The organism is Bacillus sp. XT-2 (assembly GCF_025696525.1).
Classification (GTDB): Bacteria; Bacillota; Bacilli; order Bacillales; family Bacillaceae; genus Bacillus; species Bacillus halotolerans.
Window position 1 is genome coordinate 269,060 of record NZ_JAHVOC010000002.1, and the last position, 25,221, is coordinate 294,280.

General features: G+C 46.6%; 26 protein-coding genes. 21 read left to right on the forward strand and 5 right to left on the reverse strand.

The window, feature by feature from the left end:
- Positions 1-54 precede the first annotated feature (54 nt).
- Entirely contained in the window at positions 55-2,475 is a 2,421-nt protein-coding gene (locus KXD37_RS07420) for a S8 family peptidase (RefSeq protein ID WP_263463454.1), read from the reverse strand.
- 529 nt (positions 2,476-3,004) lie between these two features.
- Here KXD37_RS07420 and KXD37_RS07425 point away from each other — a divergent pair.
- Together KXD37_RS07425 and sacT are read left to right on the forward strand one after the other, a co-directional pair.
- Positions 3,005-3,307 carry a hypothetical protein gene (locus tag KXD37_RS07425; RefSeq protein ID WP_059292278.1) on the forward strand — a complete coding sequence of 101 codons (303 nt, stop codon included), beginning with the start codon at positions 3,005-3,007 and terminating at the stop codon, positions 3,305-3,307.
- Between the two features lie 41 nt (positions 3,308-3,348).
- A complete protein-coding gene (gene sacT / locus KXD37_RS07430) occupies positions 3,349-4,179 on the forward strand; it encodes a sac operon transcriptional antiterminator SacT (protein ID WP_101864325.1) in 831 nt (276 codons plus the stop codon).
- A 38-nt stretch (positions 4,180-4,217) separates the two neighbouring features.
- Here sacT and KXD37_RS07435 read toward each other — a convergent pair whose 3' ends face one another.
- Complete coding sequence (locus tag KXD37_RS07435) at positions 4,218-4,985, reverse strand: formate/nitrite transporter family protein (protein WP_106019762.1); 768 nt, start codon at positions 4,983-4,985, stop codon at positions 4,218-4,220.
- Positions 4,986-5,284: 299 nt separating this feature from the next.
- Between KXD37_RS07435 and scrA the strand changes: the two genes are divergently transcribed.
- The 3 genes from scrA (at position 5,285) to KXD37_RS07450 (ending at position 8,448) form a co-directional block, all read left to right on the forward strand.
- Positions 5,285-6,670, forward strand: coding sequence for a PTS system sucrose transporter subunit IIBC (gene scrA, locus KXD37_RS07440; RefSeq protein WP_106019761.1), 1,386 nt, complete (start codon positions 5,285-5,287; stop codon positions 6,668-6,670).
- A complete protein-coding gene (gene sacA, locus KXD37_RS07445) occupies positions 6,667-8,106 on the forward strand; it encodes a sucrose-6-phosphate hydrolase (protein ID WP_255002237.1) in 1,440 nt (479 codons plus the stop codon). The genes scrA and sacA overlap by 4 nt, the downstream gene beginning before the upstream one ends.
- Before the next feature lie 93 nt (positions 8,107-8,199).
- On the forward strand, positions 8,200-8,448 hold the full coding sequence (locus tag KXD37_RS07450) for a hypothetical protein (RefSeq protein WP_024123279.1): 249 nt from the start codon (positions 8,200-8,202) through the stop codon (positions 8,446-8,448).
- A gap of 214 nt (positions 8,449-8,662) precedes the next feature.
- Here KXD37_RS07450 and KXD37_RS07455 read toward each other — a convergent pair whose 3' ends face one another.
- On the reverse strand, positions 8,663-9,478 hold the full coding sequence (locus KXD37_RS07455) for a bifunctional hydroxymethylpyrimidine kinase/phosphomethylpyrimidine kinase (protein ID WP_024123277.1): 816 nt from the start codon (positions 9,476-9,478) through the stop codon (positions 8,663-8,665).
- Positions 9,479-9,622: 144 nt separating this feature from the next.
- Here KXD37_RS07455 and KXD37_RS07460 point away from each other — a divergent pair, with 144 nt between their 5' ends.
- From KXD37_RS07460 to KXD37_RS07480, 5 genes are all read left to right on the forward strand, one after another.
- A complete protein-coding gene (locus KXD37_RS07460) occupies positions 9,623-9,961 on the forward strand; it encodes a PadR family transcriptional regulator (RefSeq protein ID WP_095712745.1) in 339 nt (112 codons plus the stop codon).
- Positions 9,954-10,589: a permease prefix domain 1-containing protein gene (locus KXD37_RS07465; RefSeq protein WP_151174599.1), complete on the forward strand. Its 636-nt coding sequence runs from the start codon at positions 9,954-9,956 to the stop codon at positions 10,587-10,589. Before KXD37_RS07460 ends, KXD37_RS07465 begins: the two co-directional genes overlap by 8 nt.
- A gap of 47 nt (positions 10,590-10,636) precedes the next feature.
- Positions 10,637-11,164, forward strand: coding sequence for a hypothetical protein (locus KXD37_RS07470; protein ID WP_024123274.1), 528 nt, complete (start codon positions 10,637-10,639; stop codon positions 11,162-11,164).
- A gap of 95 nt (positions 11,165-11,259) precedes the next feature.
- Positions 11,260-12,066 (forward strand): glycosyltransferase family 2 protein, encoded by an 807-nt coding sequence (locus KXD37_RS07475; RefSeq protein WP_263463455.1) that lies wholly within the window; start codon positions 11,260-11,262, stop codon positions 12,064-12,066.
- Between the two features lie 13 nt (positions 12,067-12,079).
- On the forward strand, positions 12,080-12,757 hold the full coding sequence (locus tag KXD37_RS07480) for a uracil-DNA glycosylase (protein WP_127696364.1): 678 nt from the start codon (positions 12,080-12,082) through the stop codon (positions 12,755-12,757).
- 24 nt (positions 12,758-12,781) lie between these two features.
- Here the strand turns inward: KXD37_RS07480 and KXD37_RS07485 are convergent, their stop codons facing one another.
- On the reverse strand, positions 12,782-14,152 hold the full coding sequence (locus KXD37_RS07485) for an aldehyde dehydrogenase (RefSeq protein WP_263463456.1): 1,371 nt from the start codon (positions 14,150-14,152) through the stop codon (positions 12,782-12,784).
- A gap of 166 nt (positions 14,153-14,318) precedes the next feature.
- On the opposite strand from KXD37_RS07485, the gene KXD37_RS07490 reads away from it, so the two are divergent.
- From KXD37_RS07490 to KXD37_RS07500, 3 genes are all read left to right on the forward strand, one after another.
- Positions 14,319-14,636 carry a YwdI family protein gene (locus KXD37_RS07490; protein ID WP_095712750.1) on the forward strand — a complete coding sequence of 106 codons (318 nt, stop codon included), beginning with the start codon at positions 14,319-14,321 and terminating at the stop codon, positions 14,634-14,636.
- Between the two features lie 19 nt (positions 14,637-14,655).
- Positions 14,656-15,978 carry a purine/pyrimidine permease gene (locus KXD37_RS07495; RefSeq protein ID WP_263463457.1) on the forward strand — a complete coding sequence of 441 codons (1,323 nt, stop codon included), beginning with the start codon at positions 14,656-14,658 and terminating at the stop codon, positions 15,976-15,978.
- A 62-nt stretch (positions 15,979-16,040) separates the two neighbouring features.
- Positions 16,041-16,412, forward strand: coding sequence for a DUF423 domain-containing protein (locus tag KXD37_RS07500; RefSeq protein ID WP_010332332.1), 372 nt, complete (start codon positions 16,041-16,043; stop codon positions 16,410-16,412).
- A gap of 46 nt (positions 16,413-16,458) precedes the next feature.
- Here the strand turns inward: KXD37_RS07500 and gerQ are convergent, their stop codons facing one another.
- Positions 16,459-17,004 carry a spore coat protein GerQ gene (gene gerQ / locus KXD37_RS07505; protein WP_024123267.1) on the reverse strand — a complete coding sequence of 182 codons (546 nt, stop codon included), beginning with the start codon at positions 17,002-17,004 and terminating at the stop codon, positions 16,459-16,461.
- A gap of 320 nt (positions 17,005-17,324) precedes the next feature.
- On the opposite strand from gerQ, the gene spsA reads away from it, so the two are divergent.
- Genes spsA through KXD37_RS07545 form a run of 8 tightly spaced genes read left to right on the forward strand, consistent with a single transcriptional unit; the run spans position 17,325 to position 25,221 of the window.
- Entirely contained in the window at positions 17,325-18,095 is a 771-nt protein-coding gene (gene spsA / locus KXD37_RS07510) for a spore coat dTDP-glycosyltransferase SpsA (protein ID WP_103671841.1), read from the forward strand.
- A 4-nt stretch (positions 18,096-18,099) separates the two neighbouring features.
- Positions 18,100-19,524 (forward strand): CDP-glycerol glycerophosphotransferase family protein, encoded by a 1,425-nt coding sequence (locus KXD37_RS07515; RefSeq protein ID WP_263463458.1) that lies wholly within the window; start codon positions 18,100-18,102, stop codon positions 19,522-19,524.
- A gap of 20 nt (positions 19,525-19,544) precedes the next feature.
- On the forward strand, positions 19,545-20,714 hold the full coding sequence (locus tag KXD37_RS07520; RefSeq protein WP_127696367.1) for a DegT/DnrJ/EryC1/StrS family aminotransferase: 1,170 nt from the start codon (positions 19,545-19,547) through the stop codon (positions 20,712-20,714).
- Positions 20,715-21,584 carry a GNAT family N-acetyltransferase gene (locus tag KXD37_RS07525; protein ID WP_106019753.1) on the forward strand — a complete coding sequence of 290 codons (870 nt, stop codon included), beginning with the start codon at positions 20,715-20,717 and terminating at the stop codon, positions 21,582-21,584.
- Positions 21,584-22,705 (forward strand): N-acetylneuraminate synthase family protein, encoded by a 1,122-nt coding sequence (locus KXD37_RS07530; RefSeq protein ID WP_106019752.1) that lies wholly within the window; start codon positions 21,584-21,586, stop codon positions 22,703-22,705. Before KXD37_RS07525 ends, KXD37_RS07530 begins: the two co-directional genes overlap by 1 nt.
- Positions 22,698-23,438 carry a cytidylyltransferase domain-containing protein gene (locus tag KXD37_RS07535; RefSeq protein ID WP_106019751.1) on the forward strand — a complete coding sequence of 247 codons (741 nt, stop codon included), beginning with the start codon at positions 22,698-22,700 and terminating at the stop codon, positions 23,436-23,438. The genes KXD37_RS07530 and KXD37_RS07535 overlap by 8 nt, the downstream gene beginning before the upstream one ends.
- A 1-nt stretch (position 23,439) precedes the next feature.
- Positions 23,440-24,459, forward strand: coding sequence for a PseG/SpsG family protein (locus KXD37_RS07540; protein ID WP_106019750.1), 1,020 nt, complete (start codon positions 23,440-23,442; stop codon positions 24,457-24,459).
- 24 nt (positions 24,460-24,483) lie between these two features.
- Positions 24,484-25,221: a sugar phosphate nucleotidyltransferase gene (locus KXD37_RS07545; RefSeq protein ID WP_106019749.1), complete on the forward strand. Its 738-nt coding sequence runs from the start codon at positions 24,484-24,486 to the stop codon at positions 25,219-25,221.

Consider the following 25,221-nt stretch of genomic DNA (forward strand, 5'->3'; position numbering starts at 1 on the left):
CGCTAAAGCCTGTATGAAAAAAGCCCCGCCGATGTTTCTCGGCAGGGCTGCTTTTTATTCAACAGTAAACGGCTCTTCGGTCAGAACTTGGCTTGATTTTCCTTTGTTGGCTGCATAGGCGAGCATATAATATTCACCGGCTGGGAGCTTTGTGCCCCCATTGATCGTGCCGTCCCAGTCGAAGTACTGATAGCCTTTATCTTGATGTTTATAAATACCTGCTTGGCCTGCAAAGTCAAGGTTGCTGTCATAGACGAGAAATGCTAGCTCTTCCGCTCCCGCAGGAAGGTAGGTTTCAATTTCATAGGTGCCTTGTTCAGAGCCCTCATTAACTGAGACAGACGTTACCCTCGGATAATCCGGCTCTTTTACGATCAGCAATGTAGGAACCTTGGCGACGGTTTTTCCGCCTTCTCTAACGATGACTGTTCCTTCATAGGTGCCTGCTTTTGTTTTCTTTGTGTCGACCTTTACTTTTGCAGTGGCTTTTCCGGTTTTATGAGCCGGAATCACAACACGGCTTGTGCCGGATGTGGAAATGCCGCTTCCGTTAAATGAGTATTCTAGCGTGTATGATTTTCTAATGGAAGATTGGTTTTCAATTGTAAAGGTTTCTTTTTTCGTTTCGGTTCCTTTTTCCTTCAAAAATGTGCCGTACGAGTAGCTTCCCGGTGTGACGAACGAGTCGGCTTTGATCGCGTTCATAATTCTTGCGCTGCCTGCGCCTTGAGCGTTATGCGGATATACTTCTCCGTCGCCATCCTTTAATGTGACGGCGGTATTCATGATGGCAGCCTTGATCTGTTCAACGCTCCATTTCGGTTTAGCTTGTTTGATAACGGCAACCGCTCCGGCAATATGAGGTGATGCCATGCTTGTTCCTTGTTTTGACCCGTAGCCATATGGATTGTCAGAATCATGTGTCGGAATGGTGCTGACGATATTGACGCCTGGCGCGGAAATATCCGGCTTAATCATCCACGTGTCCATAACAGGGCCGCGGGATGAGAAATCGGCAACCTGTTCACCGAGCGCTTTTGAGACCGTCAACTTGAATGTTGCTTTTGTCTCGCCTGCTTTCATGGCGCTGATGAGTTTTTCGCCGTCTTCTAATGAAAGCTTAATCGTTGGTACTGACATGCCTGGCACATTGGCTTCAACTTCTCCGGACAGGTTGTTATACACAACCATGCCGATGGCGCCTGCTTTTTTTGCGTTATCTGCTTTATCCACAAAAGCAATGCTGCCCCGTTTGACGAGTGCCACTTTGCCTTTCAGATCTTTTCCTTCAAAGTCCTTTTCTTCGCCGAGGCCAGCGTCGACAAGCTCAACCTCTTTATTGTGAAGCGCCTTTACGTCCTCTTCTTTGTCATAGCCCATGACTTTTGCTGAAGAGTAAGAGCCGAATGAGACGGCGTATTCATTGAGCGGGAGCTGCGTTGCGCCGACAGAAATCGCTTCTCTGGATGTGCCTGGCGATCCCACTGTCCAGCCGTTTGGTCCGCTGTTGCCATTTGATGTAACGGCGACAACGCCTTCTGACATGGCCCAGTCAAGCGCTGTGCTCGTCGCCCAATCCGGGTTGTTTAACGAGTTTCCGAGAGACAGGTTCATCACATCTGCTCCGTCCTGAACTGCACGTTCTACACCGGCGATGACGTTTTCTGTTGTGCCGCTTCCTCCCGGTCCGAGAACTCGGTAAGCGAGAAGTGTTGCATCAGGCGCTACGCCTTTAATCGTACCGTTTGCAGCGACAGTTCCGGCCACGTGTGTTCCGTGGTCAGTGGCTCCGCCTCTCTGATCGCCTGTCGGTGTTTCTTTCGGATCGTAATCATTGTCTACAAAATCGTATCCTTTATATTGTCCGAAGTTTTTCTTCAGATCAGGGTGATTGTACTCAACCCCTGTATCAATAACAGCCACTTTGACGCCTTTCCCTGTGTAGCCTAAATCCCATGCATCATTTGCTCCGATATATGGCGCGCTGTCATCCATTTGCGGAGAGACAGCGTCCTCGGAGATGGTGATGTCTTTCTCCTTGATATTGTCTGTTTTGTAAGTGACGTTCGGGTACACAGCTTTAACGTCATCTACTGCTAGAAGTTTTGGAATTTCATTAGCTGGAAGCTTCATAGAAAATCCGGAGAATACCTGCTCATATTCTCGTTTTACTTTTCCGTTTTTCACCGCTTTCACGGCTTTATTTTTTGCTTTTGAGCGGGCGTTTTTGAGCTTGCTTTTCGTTTGGTTTACTCCCGCTTCTTTCGCCTCTGCTAAGGATTTTTCTTTTAATTCCACAATCACCGTTGTTTGTTTGCTTGTTGTCATGTCAATATCACCGAATACCTCGGCCTTTTCCAGATCCGCCGATCCTTTTGAAGAAACCGGTGCTGCCTGTACACCTGTAATGCCTGTGGATAACGTAAAGAATAAAACCAAACCTAGAAGCAGAAAACGAATAATCCCGTTTTTCAATGTGTTTCCCCCTTTGTGTTTAGAAAAAGTGTTAAATATCTAGTATATATTTCTTGAAAATTCAAAAAAATCCTTGTGTCATTTAGACCATTTATTGGATTTTGGTTGTGTATAAGGAAGGAGTTATACACAGAACCCTGTGTATAAGTGAATAAAGCTGTGTATATATATAGTTGGGAATATATGTTCTTATACAAAATATAGATGGGGTTTGTGGACATGTGGATATCTCTTGTGATTAAGTTGTTCTTATCTTTGGGATAACTTGTGTATAAACTTTTTAAAGCGGTTCTCCAATTTTCATTTCATTTCTTTCAGCTTTCAACAAAACTTCTTAAAACTAGTTTGTTTTTTCACTCATATTGTGACAAAGAATTCTCTTACCACGGTCTATCATAGAGTCATGAGTTTTGCTAGAGCTGCTAGTTTGCGAGAAAAGAAATCGGCCGTCTTTTCCTGTGAGCTGCGGCTGAAAAAACGGGCTGCTAAAAAGGCTGCCTGCCAAAAAGAAGCGGAGGGATGTTTTTCTATGAAACGTTTGCTTGTATCTTTACGGGTGTGGATGGTCTTTTTGATGAACTGGGTGGCGCCGGACCGAAAACATGCGGCTGCCGCTATTTATTCGGCTCAGCGTACATATCAAAGAAAAGCGGCGGTGCAAGCCGCAGGACTGGTTTCGTTTTATGAATGGCGGATGGCTGTGAATGACGAAGAAAAACAGAAAGCGAAAGCCGCCGCTCTCTATAAAAGAAGATGTCTGCAAGCCTTCAAGGAATCGCCAAAGCAGGAGAGGGCCGGCCCGCAGCTTTACATGGCGGTCAAAAGGAGGTAAAATCCCAGTCATAAAAGCTAATTGGCGGGAGAGAGAGCCTCTTGAAAATCTATAAGGTATTAAACAACAATGCGGCTTTAATCAAAGAGGATGATCAGGAAAAAATCGTCATGGGTCCGGGCATCGCTTTTCAAAAAAAGAAAAATGATCTCATCCCTATGAATAAAGTAGAAAAGATTTTTGTCGTGCACGACGAGAATGAAAAATTTAAACAAATCCTGCAAACACTGCCTGAGGAGCATATTGACATAGCTGAGGATATCATCAGCTATGCGGAAGGGGAGCTCGCGGCGCCGCTGAGCGACCATGTTCATATCGCGCTTTCTGACCATTTGTCCTTTGCGATCGAAAGGATTCAAAATGGGCTGCTTGTGCAAAATAAATTATTGCATGAGATAAAGGCGCTCTATAAAAAAGAATACGAGATCGGCCTGTGGGCGATCGGACATGTAAAAGAGACATTGGGCGTGTCTCTGCCTGAAGATGAAGCGGGTTATATTGCCCTTCACATCCATACGGCAAAGATGGATGCAGAGAGTATGTATTCAGCGCTGAAGCATACGACGATGATAAAAGAAATGATAGAGAAAATAGAAAACTACTTTAATCGAAAGGTGGATGAAAACAGCATTTCCTATCAACGCCTTGTCACGCATTTGCGATACGCGGTCAGCCGGTTGGAATCAAATGAAGCGTTTCATGCCATGGACGAAGAGATGCTTTATTTCATCCAAAAAAAGTATTCATTTGCCTATCAATGTGCGCTGGAGCTGGCGGAGTTTCTGAAAAATGAATATCAATTACATTTGCCGGAGTCCGAGGCCGGCTATATCACGCTGCATGTCCAGCGTCTTCAAGATCTCTCGGAATAACCGCTTTGACTTGCAGGGAGTGATCTCTGGAAGTTTTTTTATTGATCGGCATTCAGCGTGTGATAGATCCAGCCCATCATCACAATTCCTGCGGCCAGATTGCCGAGTGTAACAGGAATTAAGTTTCTGGCTGCTCCCGCCAGTGTGACTGTATCAGGGTGATCGATCAAAAGTGAGATCGCAAATGTGCACATATTGGCAATGCTGTGTTCAAAACCGGAAATAAAAAAGCAGAAAACGAAAAGCATCATGGCAAACAGCTTTGCCCCTTCTCCTTTGAGAGACATCGGAATGAAAAAAGCGAGACATACAAGCCAATTGCACAGCATTCCTCGGAAAAACAGCTCTGAGGCAGGCGGCTCCATCTTGTGCTCTGCCAGATGAATCAAAAAGGAATGGGATGCCCCCTCGAAGAGCCCGGTTGCGCTGATAAGTATCGCAAACAAAACGGCTCCGATCAAATTGCCGGTATAGCTGAAAAACCACAGGTACAGGGTGTCTCGCCAGCTGATTTTTTTCCGGAGTGCGGTATAAGTAAAATAAAAGGTGTTGCCGGTGAATAAATCCCCGCCTCCGTAGGCAATTAATACAATAGCAGCTCCAAATGTCACAGCGGCAGCCGGAAAGGCAAACGGTGAGTCAGCAATAGAGAAATAGCTGCCTGTTTTGCTTGCGGCTGTAATGCCAAAACCGATAAACATGCTGGCCAAAATGGATCTGAGCAAATAACGGATTTTGCTTGAAACGAATATGTTTTGTTTTCTTAAAGCATACTGTTCAACCTTTTGCAATGCTTGAGTTTCCATTGTCTTTTCCTGCTTTCTTTGATAGATGAGCATAGTATAGCACGATATTGTGAAGTATTTCACAATTAATATTTACGACTTTTTGTCTAAATGTTTTACATCACTTTTTATCTAAAAAAACAGTTGACGAAAACGCTGTCATCAATTATGATGAAAGCGTATTCTTTATTTGAATAAGCGGGATTGTGACTGGTAAAGCAGGCAAGACCTAAAATTTGCGTAAATGAAAAAGGATCGCTGTGTCCTTTATTCGTTGGCGAATTTTAGGTCTTTTTTGTTTATAAAAGGGGGAGAAGAAGATGGATTACAAAGAGACTGCAAAACGCCTCATTGAGCTTCTCGGGGGACAAGAAAACATTATCAGCGCGGCTCATTGTGCGACAAGACTGCGTTTGGTGATCAGGGATGAATCAAAGATTGACCAATCGCAAGTGGAAGAGCTTGAAGGCGTCAAAGGCGCTTTCAGCAGTTCAGGCCAATACCAGATTATTTTTGGAACAGGCCTTGTCAATAAAGTGTATGACGCTTTTTCTAAGGAAGCCGATGTAGAGCGTGAAGAACATGTGAATCACCAGGATGCTGCTAAAGAGAAACTGAACCCTGCGGCGAGATTTGCGAAAACGCTTTCGAATATTTTTGTTCCGATCATTCCAGCCATCGTAGCCAGCGGCCTGTTAATGGGGTTATTGGGAATGATCAATGCCTTTCATTGGATGAGTAAGGACTCTGCGCTGCTGCAGCTCCTCGATATGTTTTCAAGCGCGGCATTTATCTTCCTGCCGATTTTGATCGGGGTCAGCGCTTCAAAAGAGTTTGGAAGCAATCCGTATTTAGGAGCGGTCATCGGGGGAATCATGATACACCCCACTCTTTTGAATCCATGGGGTCTGGCGGAAGCATCACCTGATTATATGCATCTTTTCGGGTTTGATATCGCGCTTCTCGGATATCAGGGAACTGTCATCCCTGTTCTGCTGGCAGTTTACGTCATGAGCAAGGTAGAGAAATGGACAAGAAAAGTGGTTCCGCATGCGGTCGATTTGCTTGTTACGCCTTTTGTTACTGTCATTGTCACCGGGTTTGTCGCATTTATTGCCATCGGTCCTCTAGGAAGAGCGCTTGGCTCCGGTATTACTGTTGCTTTAACATATGTGTATGATCATGCCGGTTTTGTCGCAGGCCTTCTTTTCGGAGGCACCTATTCACTGATCGTCCTGACAGGTGTTCATCACAGCTTCCATGCGATTGAGGCGGGGCTCATTTCAGATCTTGGCAGGAACTATTTATTGCCGATTTGGTCTATGGCGAATGTCGCCCAAGGCGGGGCCGGCCTTGCTGTCTTCTTTTTAGCGAAAAAGGCAAAAACGAAGGAAATCGCTCTTCCGGCGGCATTTTCCGCTTTTCTAGGCATTACAGAGCCTGTCATTTTCGGGGTGAACCTTCGATACCGGAAGCCGTTTATCGCCGCCATGATCGGGGGCGCGTTGGGCGGCGCGTATGTCGTATTTACACATGTTGCTGCAAACGCTTACGGGTTAACAGGCATTCCGATGATCGCCATTGCAGCACCGTTTGGCTTTGGAAATCTAGTAAACTATATGATTGGAATGGTTATTGCAGCAGTATCAGCATTCATTGCGGCGTTTGTCATGAAAATTAATGAAGATGAGGAGAGAAAAAAATGACAGCACATGATCAGGAGCTGCGTCGCCGGGCTTATGAAGAAGTTGAGAAAAAAGAACATATCGCTGCCAGCGATCCGCACCGCCAGCACTTTCACATTATGCCTCCGGTTGGTTTGCTGAATGATCCAAATGGCGTGGTGTATTGGAAAGGAGTCTATCATTTGTTTTTTCAGTGGCAGCCGTTTCAGACGGGGCACGGCGCAAAGTTTTGGGGGCATTATACGACACGCGATTTTGTGAATTGGAAGCGGGAAGAGATTGCGCTGGCTCCGAGTGATTGGTTTGATAAAAACGGCTGCTACTCGGGCAGCGCTGTTGTCAAGGATGACCGGCTCTATCTGTTTTACACAGGAAATGTCAGGGATCAGGATGGGAATCGGGAAACGTATCAGTGCCTTGCTGTATCGGATGATGGCCTGACCTTTGAGAAAAAAGGTGTTGTCGCCCGCCTTCCGGAAGGCTATACAGCTCATTTTCGCGATCCGAAGGTGTGGGAGCATGAAGGAAAATGGTATATGGTGATCGGTGCACAAACGGAGAACATGAAAGGCCAAGCTGTTTTGTTTACTTCCGATAACCTGATAGAATGGGCGTTTCTCGGCCCGATAACAGGTGCCGGCCTCAACGGACTGAACGGTTTCGGGTATATGTGGGAGTGCCCTGACCTGTTTTCTCTTCAAGGCTCCGAAGTGCTGATTGTCTCGCCCCAAGGACTTGAAGCTGATGGCTATCATTATCAAAATGTGTATCAATCTGGATATTTTGTAGGCCGGCTCGATTATGAAAAAATGGGGCTGATGCATGCTGCGTTTACGGAGCTTGATCAAGGCTTTGATTTTTACGCGCCGCAAACACTTGAAGACGATCAGGGACGCCGGATACTGTTTGCGTGGATGGCTGTACCTGATCAGGATGAGAAGGATCATCCGACGAAAGATTATCACTGGATTCACTGCATGACGCTGCCGAGACAGCTGACGCTATCAGGGGAGAAGCTGATTCAGCAGCCGCTTCCCGAGCTGAAAGCGATGCGGAAAAATGGGCAGGAAGTTCAAATCAACATGTATGGATCGTCTGGTACGCTGCCAGTCGAAAATCCTGAAAGAGCTGAGATTTTGATTGAAGACATTAATACGGAGTCTGGTTTTGAAATCGATATCCGAGCCACTGCCACATTCTCTTTCCAGAAGGAAGAAGGGCTTATCACGCTAACGCGCACAAGCTTTGACGGTACAAGAACAGAAGTGAGACATTGCCGAATCAGCAATCTGCACACAGTGCACATGTTTATCGACGCGTCATCTGTGGAAGTCTTTATCAATCATGGGGAAGAGGTATTCAGTGCGAGATATTTTCCTTTCCCGGGAAATGATGAAGTGACAGCGAGATCAAATGGAAAATCTGAAATGAAAGTCGGAATTTGGACACTTATGTAGAAAATCCTCCTATTTTCTTATGTGAAATCTGTGCCATCTGTGCTATTCTTCAACGATAACCTACTATTTTTTTCTGTAAAAGGAGTTGTTTTCTTGAATATACATGAACAGAAGATAACACCGGAATGTTTAGAAAAGGCTGCGGATCATGTTGAGGATAAGCGGGAAGAATATAAGGATGTGCTTCTTCAGCTGAAAAAAATGCTTAGGGGAACATCGCCGCATAGTGAAGCGGCAGAAACCCTTTCACGGGCATATGAACAAATGAAGGAATATGCACTTTTTGTTCAGTCGATAGAAACATTTTTGAGGTCATCTGCGAACAATTTAAAAACCAAATAAACAGGCTGCCGATGTGATCGGCAGTTTTTTCTGTTGCAAAAGAGGACTACTTTCAAGTATGGAAGCGGCAGATGAAACGCACAAAGACTCTTGTGATATAGACATTTTTGAGGCGGACGGTTACGAAGATGTGAAATGGAATGCGACAGAGCGTCCCAATATGTAAGATTGAACATAAAAACAGGCTGCCTCTTTATAAGGCAGCCTGTTACGCTTATGATTGCTTATTCAGGCGCAAAGCAGAATGCTTCGTAGGTCCGACATACTGATTCAGCGGGAAGGATTCTTTAATCGCAGCTGTAATAAATTCTTTCGCCGCGTAAATCGCTTCTTTGACTTCCGCACCTTTTGCGAGTTCTGCTGTCACCGCTGCGGAGAACGTACAGCCGGCGCCATGTGTATAAGGCGTATCAATCATTTCGCTTTCAAGGACTTCCGCTGTTTCTCCGTCATACAGAACGTCTACAGCTTTTTCGTGCTTCAGCTTGCCTCCGCCTGTAATCACAACATATTGAGCACCGAGGGCGTGGATTTTTTTCGCCGCTTCTTTCATGTCTTCAATCGTTTTTAATTCGCCCATGCCGCTGAGCTGGCTGGCTTCGAACAGATTTGGCGTAATCACGGTAGCGAGCGGTGCTAATTGTTCACGCAGGGCTTGCGCGTGCTCTGGATAAAGGACCTCATTTGCCCCTTTGCAAACCATAACCGGATCAATCACGACGTTTTGCAGTTGTTTTTCCTTGATCGTTTTCGCCGCAAGCTCAATAATTTCAACGGTTGGCAGCATTCCTGTTTTCATGGCGTCCACACCGATGCCGTCTACAATCGTTGCGAGCTGGGCGCGAATCGTGTCAGGATCGATCGGAAAGACTTGATGGTCCCAGCTGTTGTTTGGGTCCATCGCGACGATCACCGTTAAGGCCGTCATCCCGTATACGTTTTTTTCTTGAAATGTTTTTAAATCAGCTTGAATTCCCGCGCCGCCGCTGGAATCGGAGCCGGCAATCGTGAGTGCTTTATGCATAGACATGTGTTGAACCTCCATCAATGTTTTATATCTCATTATAGTTAGATTTTCTGCTTATCACAATATGAAAGGTTTATAGGAATCAATTGACAGTATCAGGGTGATTTCGTAAAATGCTACATAAGAAAACTAGGTAGGGGTTTTGTCATGTTAAATCGTGAGCTGATTAAAGGCAGCACTGTGATATTGGTATTAACGCTCCTGAGTGAGAGGCCGATGTATGGCTATGAGCTTGTAAAAGAGATGGGAAGCCGCAGCGATCATGAACTGCAAATGAAAGAGGGAACATTGTATCCTTCCCTTCATAAACTTGAACGGCAAGGATATATTTCTTCCTATTGGGAGAAGCAGGAGAAAGGCCCGGATCGTAAGTATTATCGGATTACAGAAGACGGCAGAGAGATCCTGGCAGAGCGCACAAAGGAATGGAGCATGTTTTCAGCCATGATGGACCGAATGCTGAAGCGGGGCGGACAGAATGGATAAAGAGACTTATTTATATAAAGTGAAAAACGGGCTTAAAGGGGTTTCTGATTGTGAAGCGATGATCGAAGAGATCGAAAACCATATTGAACACCACTTGTTTCACTTCATTCAAGAGGGAAAGAGTGAGGCGGAAGCCATGGAATGTTTGCTTCGGGATTTTGGCACACCGGATGAGATTGTATCTTCCTTTCAGAAAGAACAGCCTGTATCCGCCCGTACGTTTTTATTATTCCATCTTTTCTGCAATAGTGCTTTATTTGCAGCAGGTATTATCATTACGGTATTGCATGCATGGTTAGAATCTCCCTTTGTTCATGCAGTGTGGAAAGGCATTTCTGTTTCTGTGTGGCTGATTTTAGCTGCTTATATTCTCTATTGGGTGCTGATTGGGTACCAAGGCGTCAGGGAGTTCGGGCAACGCGGTGAACGGCTTGTTTTACATACGATTCTTATTTCCATGGTGCCGAACGTTATTTTTATGTTTGTTTTTCTGTTTGATCTCGTTCCTGCTGCGCTGTTTCAATCTTTGCTGACACCTTGGTTTATAGGGGCGTGTGCTTGTGCTACGCTGTTATTTCCGGCGTGCGGACGAATAGGCTGTTATTTTGGCAGGTGCCAGCTTGCCTGATTTTTTAGGTATATACATAGAAATTCTATGTAATAAGGGGGATTGTCATGAGACTCGGCTCTTGTTTATATGGCTTTGTTATTCATGTGGCTGTATTTTTGTTTGTGGGTGCCTCCATGCTTTTGGTTATGGCTGTGTCCGTACCGCTTGTTTTTTTGCTCGATAGGCTGCCAGATGTTGTTTTTACTGCTGGTGCAATCATTTTTCTATTATTCTTCTATTCTATAGGCTGGTTTTGGGCACTCAGGCTTGCTTGCCACCAACGCATGCGTCTGTTTGATGTTCAATTGGGGTCCTTTGTTCTGCTGGCCTTGCTGATTGGTTTGTTCTTATCAGATGGAACGAGTGTTTCTGAAATTGTGAGGGATTGGGACGATGCAGGCTGTGCTTTTGTTCCGCCGGCATTCACTTTTTTGTGCCTTTCTTACGCATTGGTGCTGCTGCCGGTCTATCAATCGAAGCTGTGGCATCTCGTCCTGCCGAATGGCGTCCGCCTGAAAGATGTCGTTCGTGTATGCGCAGATCTGATGCTGATTATGGTGCTTCTGGTAGGCGTCACATTGCTGTTTCTGTAGTTTCCATTTCACAGTTCGGTAGGATCTTCCCACTGATCTCCCGTCCAATATATGTTTTAATAGTACATGACTATGAAAATGAGAAGGAGAGCATCATGAAGATTTCTATCGTAATTGTGACCTATAATCGGATTCCGGCTTTGTGCGAGCTGCTGGAGTCGATTTCGCAGCAGACTATGAAGCCGTATGAAGTCATTATTGTCAATGATGCCGGGGAATCGGTTGAGCGGGCCAAAGCACTGTATCCGGAGCTGCCGATTGTTGTGATTGATTTAGAGAAGAACTCAGGCCATGTGGCCGCGAGAAATGCGGGTGTCAAAGAGGTGTCAGGCGACTGTATCATGCTTTGTGATGATGATGATTTCTTCACGCCGGGCCATCTGGAAAGAATGGCGAAGGAAATGGAAACGGCAGATTTCGTTCATTCTGATGCCGAAATTGTGTCGTTTGAAGAGAGGGAAGGGACAAGATATCCGATTTCGCGGAAGTTATTTGCGTATACCGCTGATTATGAGGATATGAGAGTGTTCTCGACCTACGTGCCGTCGGGCAGCATGTACAGACGTTTCCTGCACGATGAGATCGGGTATTTCGATGCTGATGTGCATAATTATTGGGACTGGGATTTTTACTTGCGTGCAGCGAAGGATTACTGGGTCAAGCGTGTGCCTTGTGCCAGTGTAATATATGCATTCAGTGACGCGGGAGACAATCAGTCCGCAGACCTTGGCGCCAAGCGGAAGCAATATTTGGATCGTTTAAGCGAGAAGCACGGACTAGGGGAACTGCCGACGAAAAACTTTGCCGTCCTGCTTGAAGAGCCTGAGATGAAGAGACGGGAAGCACAAAGTGAGATTGTTTGGGATGGCAAACCTGTCTATTCCAGACTTCATCGTTCGTAAGGAGGTTTGCATCTTGAAACAGCTTTTACAGGACAGCTGGTGGGAACAGCTGAAGGAAGAGTTTGAAAAACCGTATTATCAAGAGCTGAGAGAAATGCTGAAGCGGGAATACATGGAGGAGACGATCTATCCGGACAGCCGCGATATCTTTAATGCGCTGCACTATACGCCGTACGATGATGTCAAGGTGGTCATTCTCGGCCAAGATCCGTATCACGGGCCTGGACAGGCTCAAGGCTTAAGCTTCTCCGTAAAGCCGGGCGTGAAGCAGCCGCCTTCATTAAAAAATATTTTTCTCGAGCTTCAGGATGATATCGGATGCAGCATACCGAATCACGGGTCGCTCGTCAGCTGGGCGAAGCAGGGGGTTCTTTTGCTGAATACCGTGCTCACGGTGCGGCGCGGACAGGCGAATTCCCATAAGGGAAAAGGCTGGGAGCGGCTGACTGACCGGATGATTGACGTGCTGAATGAAAGAGAGCGGCCGATCATCTTTATATTGTGGGGCCGGCATGCCCAAATGAAAAAAGAACGGATCGATACGTCCAAGCATTTTATTATTGAATCGACGCATCCCAGCCCGTTCTCAGCAAGAAACGGATTTTTTGGCAGCAGGCCATTTTCAAGGGCAAATGCCTTCTTGGAGAAAATGGGTGAGGCTCCGATTGATTGGTGTATAAAGGATTTATAAAAAGCGCAGATGGCCTGCGCTTTTTTATTTGAGTATTTTTCGAATCAAACGCAAGCCGTTTTTGGAGGATGGATAACGGAAAGCGAAGTCGAAGCGGTTCGTTTGCTTGACGACGCTTTTTTTACGCGTAAATGTATTAAAACTGTCAAATCCGTGATAGCTGCCGATTCCGCTTTCTCCCACGCCGCCAAATGGCAAATACGGTGTCGCGGCATGCATTAACGTATCGTTGACACAGCCGCCGCCAAACGACAGGTTTTCTAATACCTCTCGTTCAATTGTTTGGTTTGTCGTAAACACATACAGGGCGAGCGGCTTGGGACGCGACTTGATTTTCTCAATGACTTCATCGATGCCGCGATATGTAAACAGCGGAAGAATGGGTCCGAAAATTTCCTCTTGCATTACAGGGGAATCATCTGTGACTTGATCGAGAATGGTCGGCGCTATTTTGTGGTGCCTGTGATCGGCTTGGCCGCCGCTTAGCGCGACGCCGTCTTTCAGAAAGCTCAGCAGCCGCTGATAGTGGCGTTCACTGACGATTTTGCCATAAGCCGGATTCAGTTCGGGCTGCGGTCCGTAAAACTCGCCAATGACACGCTTCATTTCTTCCGCAAGCGCTATTTTGATGTCTTTGTGAACGAGCAAATAATCCGGTGCGATGCAGGTTTGGCCCGCATTCGTAAATTTCCCGAAGACGATGCGTTTGGCGGCAAGCTTGATGTCAGCATCCTTATGCACGATGCAGGGGCTTTTGCCTCCGAGCTCTAAGGTGACAGGAATTAATTGTTTGGCCGCCGCTTCCATGACAACTTTTCCTATGGCGACGCTTCCCGTAAAAAATATGTAGTCGAACGGCTGCTGTAATAAAGCTGTGCTGATGTCCGGCCCGCCTTCCGCCAAAGCGACATAATGATCGGGAAAAACGTCGCCGATGAGATCGGAAAGAACAGCCGAAACAGCTGGCGTATATTCTGAGGGTTTGAGAACGACCGTGTTTCCGGCCGCAATGGCTCCGATCAATGGAGAAAGCGCCAGCTGCAAGGGATAGTTCCATGGCGCAATCACCAAGACGGTGCCATACGGCTCGGGGATAATGACACTTTTGGAACCGATATGGGTCAATGGCGTTTTGACTCTTTTCGGCTTAGCCCATTTTTTCAGCCGTTTCATCACAAAGCTGATTTCCTCCAGAACGATGCCGATTTCCGTTGAGTATGCTTCTTGTTCAGATTTGTGAAGATCCTGATAGAGAGCGGCTGTGATGTCTGCTTCATACGCTTTGATGGTGTGTTTCAGTTTCTTTAAGACGTCCAGTCTTGAGTCAATTGATTTCGTATGCCCTGCCGCGAAAAATGCTTGATGGCTGCTGACAATAGAGGGGATGCTGTTCATATTCTCTCTCCTTCCTGCGGGTCATGGTGATTCATTATGTGAAAATTGTCTTCTGCTTGTCAAATGCGAGGCGCTTGTCAGAAAAAATAACAAACTCTTGTCTGCGTTTGCGGCGGGAATTTGATAAAATGCAGGGAGACTACATTTTATTTTTGGAGGATTTTTTATGAACATTCATATATCCGCTTTGATTCAGAAGATGGAAGAGGAATTGAAGAAAGCAAAGACGGCTGAAGGTGATGAGGAGCTGAAGCGTCACGTGGCGGTCGTCCGTTCTTTGTGCGACGTCGTGCTGGATCAGCCGGAGACGGGGAGCACGCCGCGCATTCAGCCGAGTGTCACGGCAAGTCCTTCGGCGCCGCCTTCGACAGACCAGCTGCTGATGGAAAAAATGATGGGCAGCGCGGGATTAAACAAATATCGGAAGCAGGAAAAAGATAAGCAGGAAGAGGATGGAAACGGAGAGTCTTTATTTGATTTTTAATCAGAAAGGTTGAGCTTACGTGAAATTGGTTCTTGGCGCTCTGCAATGGACAGCGTTTATGATTGCCGCGGCGATTGTTGTTCCGGTGGCGGTTGCCCAGTCGTTTCATCTGGATCATTCAGATTCTGCACGGCTGATTCAAAGCACTTTTTTTGTATTGGGAATTGCCGCAGTTATTCAGTGTTTGAAAGGACACCGGCTGCCTATAAATGAAAGCCCTGCCGGCTTGTGGTGGGGAGTGTACACGATCTACGGCGGCCTGACCGGAACGGTGTTTGCGACATATGGCGAAACATTGCGCGGCTTGCAGGGGGCGCTTCTTGTAAGCGCTGTATGTTTCTTTTTGTTAAGTGTCTTCAAGGTCATTGATCGGCTTGCTGCCTTGTTTACTCCGGTTGTGACAGGGGTCTATTTGCTGCTGCTCGTCATGCAGCTGAGCCAGCCGATAATAAAAGGGCTTCTCGGCATCGGCTATTTAAAAGACAGCGTGGACGGTCTTGTATTTGTCCTGGCGCTGGTTGTCGTCGCCGCAGCTTTTATCATGTCAAATTCTCATATCGTTTTTTTAAAACAATATTCTATTTTATTGGCCCTTTGCGGCGGATGGGTGCTGTTTGCGGCTGCGGGCGTTGCGAAACCGATCGAAATGCCGGATCGGCTGTTTCAGCTGCCGTCTCTGTTTCCGTTCGGTGCTCCGTTATTTAACAGCGGCCTAGCCATCACCTCGGTTTTTATTACGATCCTGCTGATCGTTAACATGCTGGCAAGTATGAAGGTTGTGGACATTGCGGTGAAAAAATTCGGCAAACAGACAGATGGAAAGCGTTATGAGCGCCCTGCCGGTTTTGCGGCTGCATTCAGCCATTTGCTGAGCGGTTTGTCTGGAGCCATTGCACCGGTTCCGATTTCGGGAGCCGCGGGTTTTATTGAAACGACAAAGATGCCTTCTAAAAAGCCGTTTGTTCTCGGCAGTATGCTGGTCGTTTTCATCAGCGTGATTCCGTTTTTTATGAATGCGTTTGCGAGTCTGCCGTCACCCGTTGGATTCGCGGTAAACTTTGTTGTGTTCTCGGCAATGGTTGGTTTGGCGTTTACTGAATTTGATTCCTATGAGAAATCAGAGCTGAAAAGAGTGCGGGCTGTGATCGGCATTTCACTGCTTACAGGTGTCGGCATTATGTTTGTGCCAGAAAGTGCATTAAAGGATATGCATCCGGTGTTTATTTCTCTGTTAAGCAACGGGCTTGTCTTAGGAACGCTTGCTGCAATAGCGATGGATCAGTTTCAGCTTTGGCGCAGGAGAAAATCCGACAATCTCGTGTCATCAGAGAACAAACATTGAATTTTCATACAGGTGCGATATGATAATTGATATGAGTTTAACGAAAAGGCGGGAGAGAATAGATGAAAGTATTTATTATATTAGGCGCTATTAATGCCATGCTTGCCGTGGGCCTCGGGGCATTTGGCGCACACGGATTAGAAGGGAAAATTCCTGATAAATATCTTCAGGTGTGGCACACAGGCGTGCAGTATCATATGTATCACGCGCTGGGGCTTTTTGTTGTCGCGTTTCTTGCGGATAAACTGTCTGGCATCGGCAGCGTCACAACAGCCGGCTGGCTGATGTTTGCGGGGATTGTGCTGTTTTCCGGAAGCTTATACATCCTCAGTGTGACGCAAATTTCCATTCTCGGGGCAATCACGCCGCTTGGCGGTGTGGCGTTCATTATTTCTTGGATCATGATCGTTGTCGCAGCCGTCAAATATCTATAAATAAAAAAGCCAATCCTCATGATTATGAGTGATTGGCTTTTTTTCTCTATCTTGGCGAATAGGATGACATCGAGTATGGGTACGTATATGCAATTTCTTCATCAAAGGTAACGTAATCAAGATAGATCGTCAGCAGAAGATAGCGGGTTCCTGTCTTTGGATCGCTGATAATAATGTGATCCCGGCCCGCAGCCTCGATGACGCCGCGAAAAATCTTTGATCCCCACTCTTTGCTGTTTTCAAATGTCATATAGATGGTAGCCGTTTTTCCCCTGTTCAGTCGCAGTATATTTTCGATATATGATTCCTCGACAGGCAGCATGCCGGGAATGTTTTGGCCGCCCGATGGCGTCGGCCCCGATGGAATTTGAAACCCGCCGCCCTGGCCTTGCTGCTGAGTGGGGAATCCGAAGCCTTGCTGCCCCTGCTGCATGGGCATTTGCTGCATTTGTCCCATAGTCTGCATTTGTGGGCCTTGCATTTGCGGGCCTTGCCCTTGCGGCTGCGGGTACGGATTTGGGCCGAATTGAGGCGAATACCCCTGCATATCATATCCCTGCATTTGCTGATATTGATTTTTTTTCGGTTTCATATCGTTCCTCCTTTTTATGAAAACCATTCAGAACATGTTCCGGATGTATAAATAAACGATCCGAGATGACTCACCTCCGATGACAAACGATCTTAGTCGCTAGTGCGATTTTTATCTCTTTCACCTTATGAGGCCAAAGCTTGGAATATGCTGAAAAAAAGAACAGTGAGCGTGCCGATTTCTCTGGGCGATCACTGTTTTTTCAATGGACGTACACAATCTTTTCGCATATTAGTCTGTATTCCTAGCGCAACTTGCGCTTAAGCAACATAAGATAACGTTAGTTTCAGGTGTGAAAATTCAAGAAGGAGGTGTAGGATTTGCCGAAAGTTTCAGTGATTATGACGAGCTATAACAAAAGCGATTATGTGGCAAAATCCATTTCAAGCATACTCTCACAAACTTTTTCTGATTTTGAATTGTTTATTATGGATGACAACTCAAATGAAGAGACGCTGAATGAAATCCGTCCCTTTTTGAATGATAACCGTGTGCATTTCTATCAAAGCGATGTATCTGGAGTGAAGGAAAGAACGGAAAAAACGAGATACGCGGCCCTGATCAATCAAGCGATTGAGATGGCAGAGGGTGAATATATCACCTATGCGACGGATGACAACATCTATATGCCGGATCGGCTGTTAAAGATGGTGCGTGAACTCGATGATCACCCGGAAAAGGCTGTGATCTACTCAAGCTCGAAAACCTATCATTTAAACCAGAATCGAGACATTATAAAAGAAACTGTCAGGCCCGCCAGTCAAGTAACGTGGAACGCTCCGTGCGCAATTGACCATTGCTCGGTGATGCACAGGTATTCGGTGCTTGAGAAGGTGAAGGAGTCGTTTGGCTCTTATTGGGATGAAAGCCCGGCGTTTTATCGGATCGGTGATGCCCGGTTCTTTTGGAGAGTCAATCATTTTTATCCGTTTTACCCGCTGGCCGAGGAGCTTGATCTGAACTATATTACAGACCAATCCATTCATTTTCAGCTGTTTGAGTCAGAAAAAAACGAGTTCGTTCGGAATCTTCCTCCGCAGCGCAACTGCCGCGAACTGCGTGAATCATTAAAAAAGCTTGGAATGGGGTGAGAGTTTGTCGGCCTATTTAAGCAATTATTGGGTGTTGTACCGGAAGTATGCGGAGCTTTTTGACAGGCTTCGCTACAAGGGGATTCCGCTCGGGCTTATCAGTAATTTTTACCAATACATCAACCCTGAGCTGAGAGTGATGATGGAAGAAGAACCGGAATTATTCGGGCCTGCGGATCAGCATATCGATGAAGGCCAGATTCAGACGTTTTTTGAAGAGAAAAAACAGAGCATTGCCAAAACAAATGACGCGCCTGTTAAGGGAAAAGTGATCTTGCATTTTGATCACCTTCGTTTTGCAAACGCTAATTACTACCAATTTGATCCTGAGAAAACAGCTGTTTTGGCAAAATGGAGTATGCCGAATTATTGCGATTTGCCTGTGATCAGCAAGCCTGAAGTGGCTGCTTCATGTGAAAAAGGCGATCCGAAGCCGTATCTTGAAAAGGCTTTTTCGATTCTTTCGGCTTATGATGACCACCCGGCATTCGGTGATCAAGCATTTCGTGAACGGCTTTTCAAGGATATTCCTTTGTTCATGGAAGCCATTGACACAGTAGATGCTTTATTCAAGAAAGAGAACATTTCTGCCGTTGTTGTAGGAACGACAGAAGACATTTACAGCAGGGTGCTCGCTCTTATGTGCGAAAGGAGAGGGGCCGTGAGCGTCTGCCTTCAGCATGGAGCGCTGATGGGTGATGAAGCCTTCTTGCCCGTTTTTACAACCTATCAGGCTGTTTTTGGCGCATATGAAGCTGGTTGGTATCAGCAAAAAGGCTGCAAACCAGAACAGATTCTCATAACGGGACATCCCCGCTTTGACGAAATTTTTAACAGGACACCTATGGACATGTCAGTATTTTATCGAAAGCTGGCCTTTCACCCGTCTAAAAAAATCATTTTGATCGCGACACAGCCCTTTTCCGAGGAATTTTATTCAAGTGTGTTAGCGGAGCTTACCACGCAAAAACAGCTGCAAATCATCATTAAACCTCACCCATGGGAAATCGGAAAAAACAAGCTGGATCTGTATCATGCGGCGGCAAAAAAACATAAAGCATGCAGAGTCATCAAAAAAGAGATGGATCTGTACGATATTCTGGCGTATGCTGACGCCGCTGTGACACAAACCTCAACGGTGGGCCTTGAGGCCATGCTGTTTCAAAAGCCCGCACTGATCGGGAAATCGACCGGAAACCGCACGTATCCTTATTACGAGTCTCTTGGCGATTTTATATTTGAAAAACCGGAGGAATTAGCGCGCACCCTGATTGAGGTTCTTCAAAATCCCGCCATGTATCAGAAGGCTGAAGCGGCGCGTCTGTCATTTACGGCTTCCAATTACCCGGTTACTGAGTCGACGCTCGCCTTGTTTTCGGAACTGAGAGCAAAAACAGGAGTTGATTACAGGCGGGATCATTCTGAATAAAACGATAGGAGCGCAAAGAAATGGTGCAAAAGAGAAATCATTTTCTTCCTTATTCCTTGCCGCTGATCGGAAAGGAAGAAATTCAGGAGGTCACAGAAACGCTTGAATCCGGATGGCTTTCCAAAGGTCCGAAGGTTCAGCAGTTTGAAAAAGAGTTTGCCGCGTTTGTCGGAGCTAAGCACGCCGTGGCGCTGAATTCATGTACCGCTGCTTTATTTTTGGCTTTAAAAGCAAAAGGGGTCGGACCGGGTGATGAAGTCATAACCTCTCCACTGACGTTCAGCTCAACCGCCAATACGATTATTCATACCGGAGCAACGCCGGTGTTTGCGGATATAGATGAAAAGACGCTTAACATTGATCCGAAAAAGCTTGAGACGGCGGTCACACCGCGGACGAAAGCCGTTGTACCCGTCCACTTTGGGGGGCAGTCCTGTGACATGGACGCAATTTTAGCCATTGCCCAAACGCACGGTCTATTTGTGCTCGAGGATGCGGCGCACGCAGTATACACCACTTATAAGCAGAGAATGATCGGCTCCATCGGGGATGCGACAGCATTCAGCTTCTACGCGACCAAAAACCTGGCGACAGGGGAAGGCGGCATGCTGACGACGGATGATGAGAAGCTTGCCGACAAAATCAGGGTTCTGAGCCTTCACGGCATGAGCAAAGGCGCGTGGAACCGTTATTCTTCAAATGGCAGCTGGTACTATGAGATCGAGTCGCCCGGCTACAAAATGAACATGTTTGATCTGCAGGCGGCGCTCGGGCTTCATCAGCTGAAACGGCTGGATGACATGCAAAAACGGAGAGAAGAGATTGCAGGTCAGTATCAAGCCGCTTTTCAGCAAATCCCGGGGCTGATCACGCCGTTTGTTCACAACGAAGGACGGCACGCCTGGCATTTATATGTCCTGCAAGTTGATGAAAAACAGGCCGGCGTCACTCGGGATGAAATGATTACGGCTCTAAAGGATGAATACAATATCGGGACCAGTGTTCATTTTATCCCAGTGCATATTCATCCGTATTATCAAAAGGAATTCGGATTTAAGGAAACAGACTACCCGCTCGCCATGAAGTATTACAAACGCACCCTGTCACTCCCGCTGTATCCATCAATGTCTGACGAAGATGTCAACGACGTGATAGAGGCCGTGCGGGACATCGCAAAAGGGGCTGGTTAGGTGTATACGATAAAAGAGAATGTTTCCAAAGAGGCGATCATGGAATTTCTCCAAAGCAAACAGATGACACTTGACGGGTCGTATCAATTTTCGCTCGGCCTATTTGAAAACAGCCAGCTTCAAGGCGTGATGCTGTATGAAGACGCCCTTTGGGAAAGCAAAATGCTTCAGAAAAAAGTCATGAACGTAAAGCTTCTCGCGGCTAACAGCACAGGACAGCTGAAACGGCTATTTCAGGCCTTTTATTCTGTTCGGCAAACGGATGAAACGGATTTTGTGTTTGTGCGTGTACCGGCAGAGGATATCGGAGCAGTACATGTCATTCAGCAGCAGCCGTCCTCTTATTTTGTCGGCAGTTTGCTTAAACTGGCGAAGACCCCGTCTATATATGAAAAAACGCCGCCATTTTTTGAACTGGTTCAGCCTGAGCCTGGAGACACCGAAGAGATTTGCCAGTTAGCCAGCGACGCATTTACGAAAAGCAGATATTTTCACGATCCTTATCTCAGCCGTGAGGCAGCGAACAAAATCTTTCAAGAGTGGACACGAAACAATCTGATGGGGAGAGCGGATATCAATATTGCCGCTAAATATAATGGGGAAATAATCGGCTACCTGCAAGGTTTATCAAAAGGTGATGAGTATGTGCTTGATTTGATGGCTGTGAAGCCGGGGTATGAAGGCAAGCGTATCGCGTTTCATTTATTGGCGCATCTCATAGAACAACCGGAGACGCTGAAGCATAAAACGGTAACAGCGGGGACGCAGCTTCATAATGTAAGAGCGATCCGCCTATATGAAAGAATGGGCTTCACCGCTGTTCAATCATATTACTATTACCACATTTGGCCGGGCAAGGAGGCGAAATAATGGCGGGTTTTCAGATCGCAAACAAAACTGTCGGCAAAGGTGCTCCCGTTTTTATCATTGCCGAGGCAGGAATTAATCATGACGGAAAATTGGATCAGGCCTTTGCACTGATTGATGCCGCGGCGGAAGCGGGTGCAGATGCCGTTAAATTTCAAATGTTCCAGGCTGATAAGATGTATCAGAAAGATCCTGGATTATACAAAACGGCTGCGGGCAATGATGTATCAATTTTTTCTCTCGTTCAGTCCATGGAATTGCCCGCGGAGTGGATTGATCCGCTTTTGGACTACTGTCGCAAGAAACAGGTGATTTTTTTAAGCACGGTGTGTGATGAAGGATCAGCTGATCTGCTGCTTTCCACTTCTCCAAGTGCTTTTAAAATCGCATCCTATGAAATTAACCATCTCCCGCTGCTCAAGTACGTCGCCCGCATGAACAGGCCGATGATTTTTTCGACAGCCGGAGCGGAAATTGCTGATATTCATGAGGCTTGGCGCACCATCAGAGCAGAGGGCAACCACGAAATTGCCATTATGCATTGTGTGGCGAAATACCCTGCACCGCCTGAATACAGCAACCTCAGTGTGATCCCGATGCTTGCCGCCGCTTTTCCGGATGCGCCCATCGGTTTTTCGGATCATAGCGAGCACCCGACAGAAGCGCCATGTGCCGCGGTCCGGCTCGGCGCCAGACTGATAGAAAAGCATTTTACTATCGATAAAAACCTGCCGGGGGCTGATCATTCATTTGCATTAAATCCGGATGAATTAAAGGAAATGGTCAAGGCCATCAGGGAAACGGAAGCCGAGCTGAAACTAGGCATCAGGAAGCCAGTTTCTGAAAAGCTGCTGGGCAGTTCATACAAAACAACAACTGCCATTGAGGGTGAGATCAGAAAATTTGCATATAGGGGAATTTTCACAACGGTTCCGATTCAAAAAGGGGATGCCTTCAGCGAAAACAATATTGCCGTGCTCCGCCCCGGACAAAAGCCTCAGGGGCTGCACCCGAGATTTTTTGAGCTATTGACCGGCGGCGTGCGTGCGGTAAGGGACATCCCGGCAGACACAGGCATTACGTGGGAAGATATTTTAACGAAGGACAGCCCGTCCCATGGATGACATACTTTTTATCGTGCAGGCGAGAATGGGATCGGAACGCCTTCCTGGAAAAGTACTGCGTCCGCTTGGTTCGGAGCATTTACTCGATATTCTCGTTCAGCGCGTACGGCAAAGCGCATTCTATCAAAAGGAGCGCGATAATCTTGTCATCGCTACATCTGACAAAAAAGCCGACGATGTATTAGAGGCACACTGCATCAAGAACGGCATTCGCGTTTTCCGCGGCAGTGAGGAACGGGTTCTCGACAGATTTGCGCGAGTCATAAAGGCTTCGAAACCGGAAGTCGTCATCCGCTTAACGGGGGATAATCCGTTTGTCGATCCAGAGTTGCTCGATATGATGATTTCGGCTCATCTTGATCAAGGTGCGGATTATACGTATATCCTGAACACGCCGTTAGGCATTTGCGGTGAAGCGGTGAGCGCCAAGCTTTTGCTCGATATCAGCGGCATCAAAATGCTGGAGGATAAATACCAAGAGCATGTCACCTTGTATGTCCGGAAACATCCCCATCTTTACCGTTTGCAGTTTTTAGAGGCTCCGGAACAGCTCTGCGCTCCTCAATATCGGCTGACCGTCGATACGGAGGAAGACTATCAATTGGTCTCAGCCCTCTATCAAAAAGCAGGCGAGCGCCCTGATGTCTCGGCTGCAGAGTTAATCAGCCTGCTGAACCAGCACCCTGATCTGGCGGCGATGAACGGTATGACAAAGCAAAAAGAGGTTGAGTAGCATGCATATCGGGATATTCGCAGACGGCGGGTTCGAGAAAGGAATGGGGCACGTCGTTCGAATGAAAAGGCTTGCGCAAGAACTCAAACACCGCTGTTCCATTACGTTTTACACAAATGACGAGTCTGAACAATTTCTTCAAGAAGAGTACTGGCAGGTCATCGTAAAACCGGGGCTTCAGCAAAATGAATGTATTCTCCGGGAAATAAACGATAAAAAGCTCGATCTGCTTTTATTCGATATCCTTGGTGCACCTGTCGATTTATTAACAAAAATAAAAGCAGGCACAGATGCCAAAATCGTTCTGTTCGAAGAAAAAAATGAGAAAGCGATAGGTCAAAGTGATGCGGTCATTAACGGAATTTACGGCGATGTTAGAAGCAAGGTTTACGATCAGGGAAACGCCCGTGTCTATGAAGGCCCGGATTATCTTATTCTCCACCCTGCCTTTCAAGCCGCAAGAGCTGATTACGCACTTAAGGAAGACTGCCGCAATATTCTTGTTGCATTAGGAGGAAGCGATCCAAAGCAGCTTGTTTTTAAAGTGATAGCAGCGGCCGATCAGCTTCCGGACAGGAAAGACAAGAAAATGATTTTTATCATGGGCAGCGCTTCACCGCATCAAGAGGCGGTCCGTAAATTGATTCAAAACAAACCCCAATACGCACTAATCGAGCAGACAAATGACATGGCTGTGTTTATGAAGCAAGCAGATGCAGCCATTGTCGCCGGCGGCATCTCGCTTTATGAAGCGATCTGTATCGGCGTGCCGTGCCTCGTGCTTTCTCAGGTTGCCCATCAAACCGCAACCGCTGCAAAATTTGCGGAACATGGTGCCGTTCTTGATCTTGGCCTGGGAGAGAATATATCCGTTGAAAAGCTTGCTTATCATATGTCACAAATATTCAGCAGCTATCCTCTCCGTCTTTCTCTGCACGAGGGAGGAAGGCCGCTCGTAGATGGAAAAGGAATGAAACGGGTATCAGCCATTCTTTATGATTTGCTTGATGATAAGATATAAAAATGCACGTAAGGAAGTGTTAATGTGAAAGGTGTCATTTTAGCCGGAGGAAACGGCTCACGCCTTATGCCCTTAACCAAAGCCGTCAACAAGCATTTGCTTCCTGTAGGCCCTTATCCGATGATTTACTGGTCGATAATGAAGCTTGAGGAAGCCGGAATTAAAGAGATTTTACTCATCAGCCAAAAAGAGCACATGCCGCAGTTTTATAAGCTGCTGGGAAGCGGGGAGGAGCTTGGCGTCTCCGTCACTTATCAAGTGCAGCCCGCCGCATCGGGAATTTCAGATGGGTTATCATATGCAAAACGCTTTACCGGAAAGGAGCCTTTCATTTTATTATTAGGTGATAATATATTCGAAGATTCATTAAAGCCTTATACGGAGCGATTTCAACAGCAGGGAAAAGGGGCGAAAGTGCTTCTGAAAGAAGTGGGTGATCCAGAACGTTTTGGGATTGCTGAGATTGATGAGAAAAACAAACACATTCGATCCATTATTGAAAAACCTGCACATCCGCCGACCAACCTTTGTGTAACCGGTATTTACATGTATGATGCAGAGGTGTTTTCGTATATTGAACAAATATCACCATCCAAGCGCGGCGAGCTGGAAATCACTGATGTAAATAATTTATACATTGAAAACAGCAAGCTTACGTATGATGTGTTATCGGGCTGGTGGGTCGATGCAGGAACACACGAATCGCTTTATCTCGCCTCCCGGCTGGTACATCAGGCTTTACAGAAAGGACAGGACGAATAG

Bases quoted from the DNA above. Each gene is read 5' to 3' on its own strand.
- KXD37_RS07540 (WP_106019750.1), top strand. From the start codon at position 23,440: ATGCATATCGGGATATTCGCAGACGGCGGGTTCGAGAAAGGAATGGGG.
- gerQ (WP_024123267.1), bottom strand. From the start codon at position 17,004: ATGAAACCGAAAAAAAATCAATATCAGCAAATGCAGGGATATGATATG.
- KXD37_RS07475 (WP_263463455.1), top strand. From the start codon at position 11,260: ATGAAGATTTCTATCGTAATTGTGACCTATAATCGGATTCCGGCTTTG.
- KXD37_RS07465 (WP_151174599.1), top strand. From the start codon at position 9,954: ATGGATAAAGAGACTTATTTATATAAAGTGAAAAACGGGCTTAAAGGG.
- KXD37_RS07460 (WP_095712745.1), top strand. From the start codon at position 9,623: ATGTTAAATCGTGAGCTGATTAAAGGCAGCACTGTGATATTGGTATTA.
- KXD37_RS07500 (WP_010332332.1), top strand. From the start codon at position 16,041: ATGAAAGTATTTATTATATTAGGCGCTATTAATGCCATGCTTGCCGTG.
- KXD37_RS07530 (WP_106019752.1), top strand. From the start codon at position 21,584: ATGGCGGGTTTTCAGATCGCAAACAAAACTGTCGGCAAAGGTGCTCCC.
- KXD37_RS07535 (WP_106019751.1), top strand. From the start codon at position 22,698: ATGGATGACATACTTTTTATCGTGCAGGCGAGAATGGGATCGGAACGC.
- KXD37_RS07490 (WP_095712750.1), top strand. From the start codon at position 14,319: ATGAACATTCATATATCCGCTTTGATTCAGAAGATGGAAGAGGAATTG.
- scrA (WP_106019761.1), top strand. From the start codon at position 5,285: ATGGATTACAAAGAGACTGCAAAACGCCTCATTGAGCTTCTCGGGGGA.
- KXD37_RS07425 (WP_059292278.1), top strand. From the start codon at position 3,005: ATGAAACGTTTGCTTGTATCTTTACGGGTGTGGATGGTCTTTTTGATG.
- KXD37_RS07435 (WP_106019762.1), bottom strand. From the start codon at position 4,985: ATGGAAACTCAAGCATTGCAAAAGGTTGAACAGTATGCTTTAAGAAAA.
- KXD37_RS07485 (WP_263463456.1), bottom strand. From the start codon at position 14,152: ATGAACAGCATCCCCTCTATTGTCAGCAGCCATCAAGCATTTTTCGCG.
- KXD37_RS07520 (WP_127696367.1), top strand. From the start codon at position 19,545: ATGGTGCAAAAGAGAAATCATTTTCTTCCTTATTCCTTGCCGCTGATC.
- sacA (WP_255002237.1), top strand. From the start codon at position 6,667: ATGACAGCACATGATCAGGAGCTGCGTCGCCGGGCTTATGAAGAAGTT.
- KXD37_RS07470 (WP_024123274.1), top strand. From the start codon at position 10,637: ATGAGACTCGGCTCTTGTTTATATGGCTTTGTTATTCATGTGGCTGTA.
- KXD37_RS07455 (WP_024123277.1), bottom strand. From the start codon at position 9,478: ATGTCTATGCATAAAGCACTCACGATTGCCGGCTCCGATTCCAGCGGC.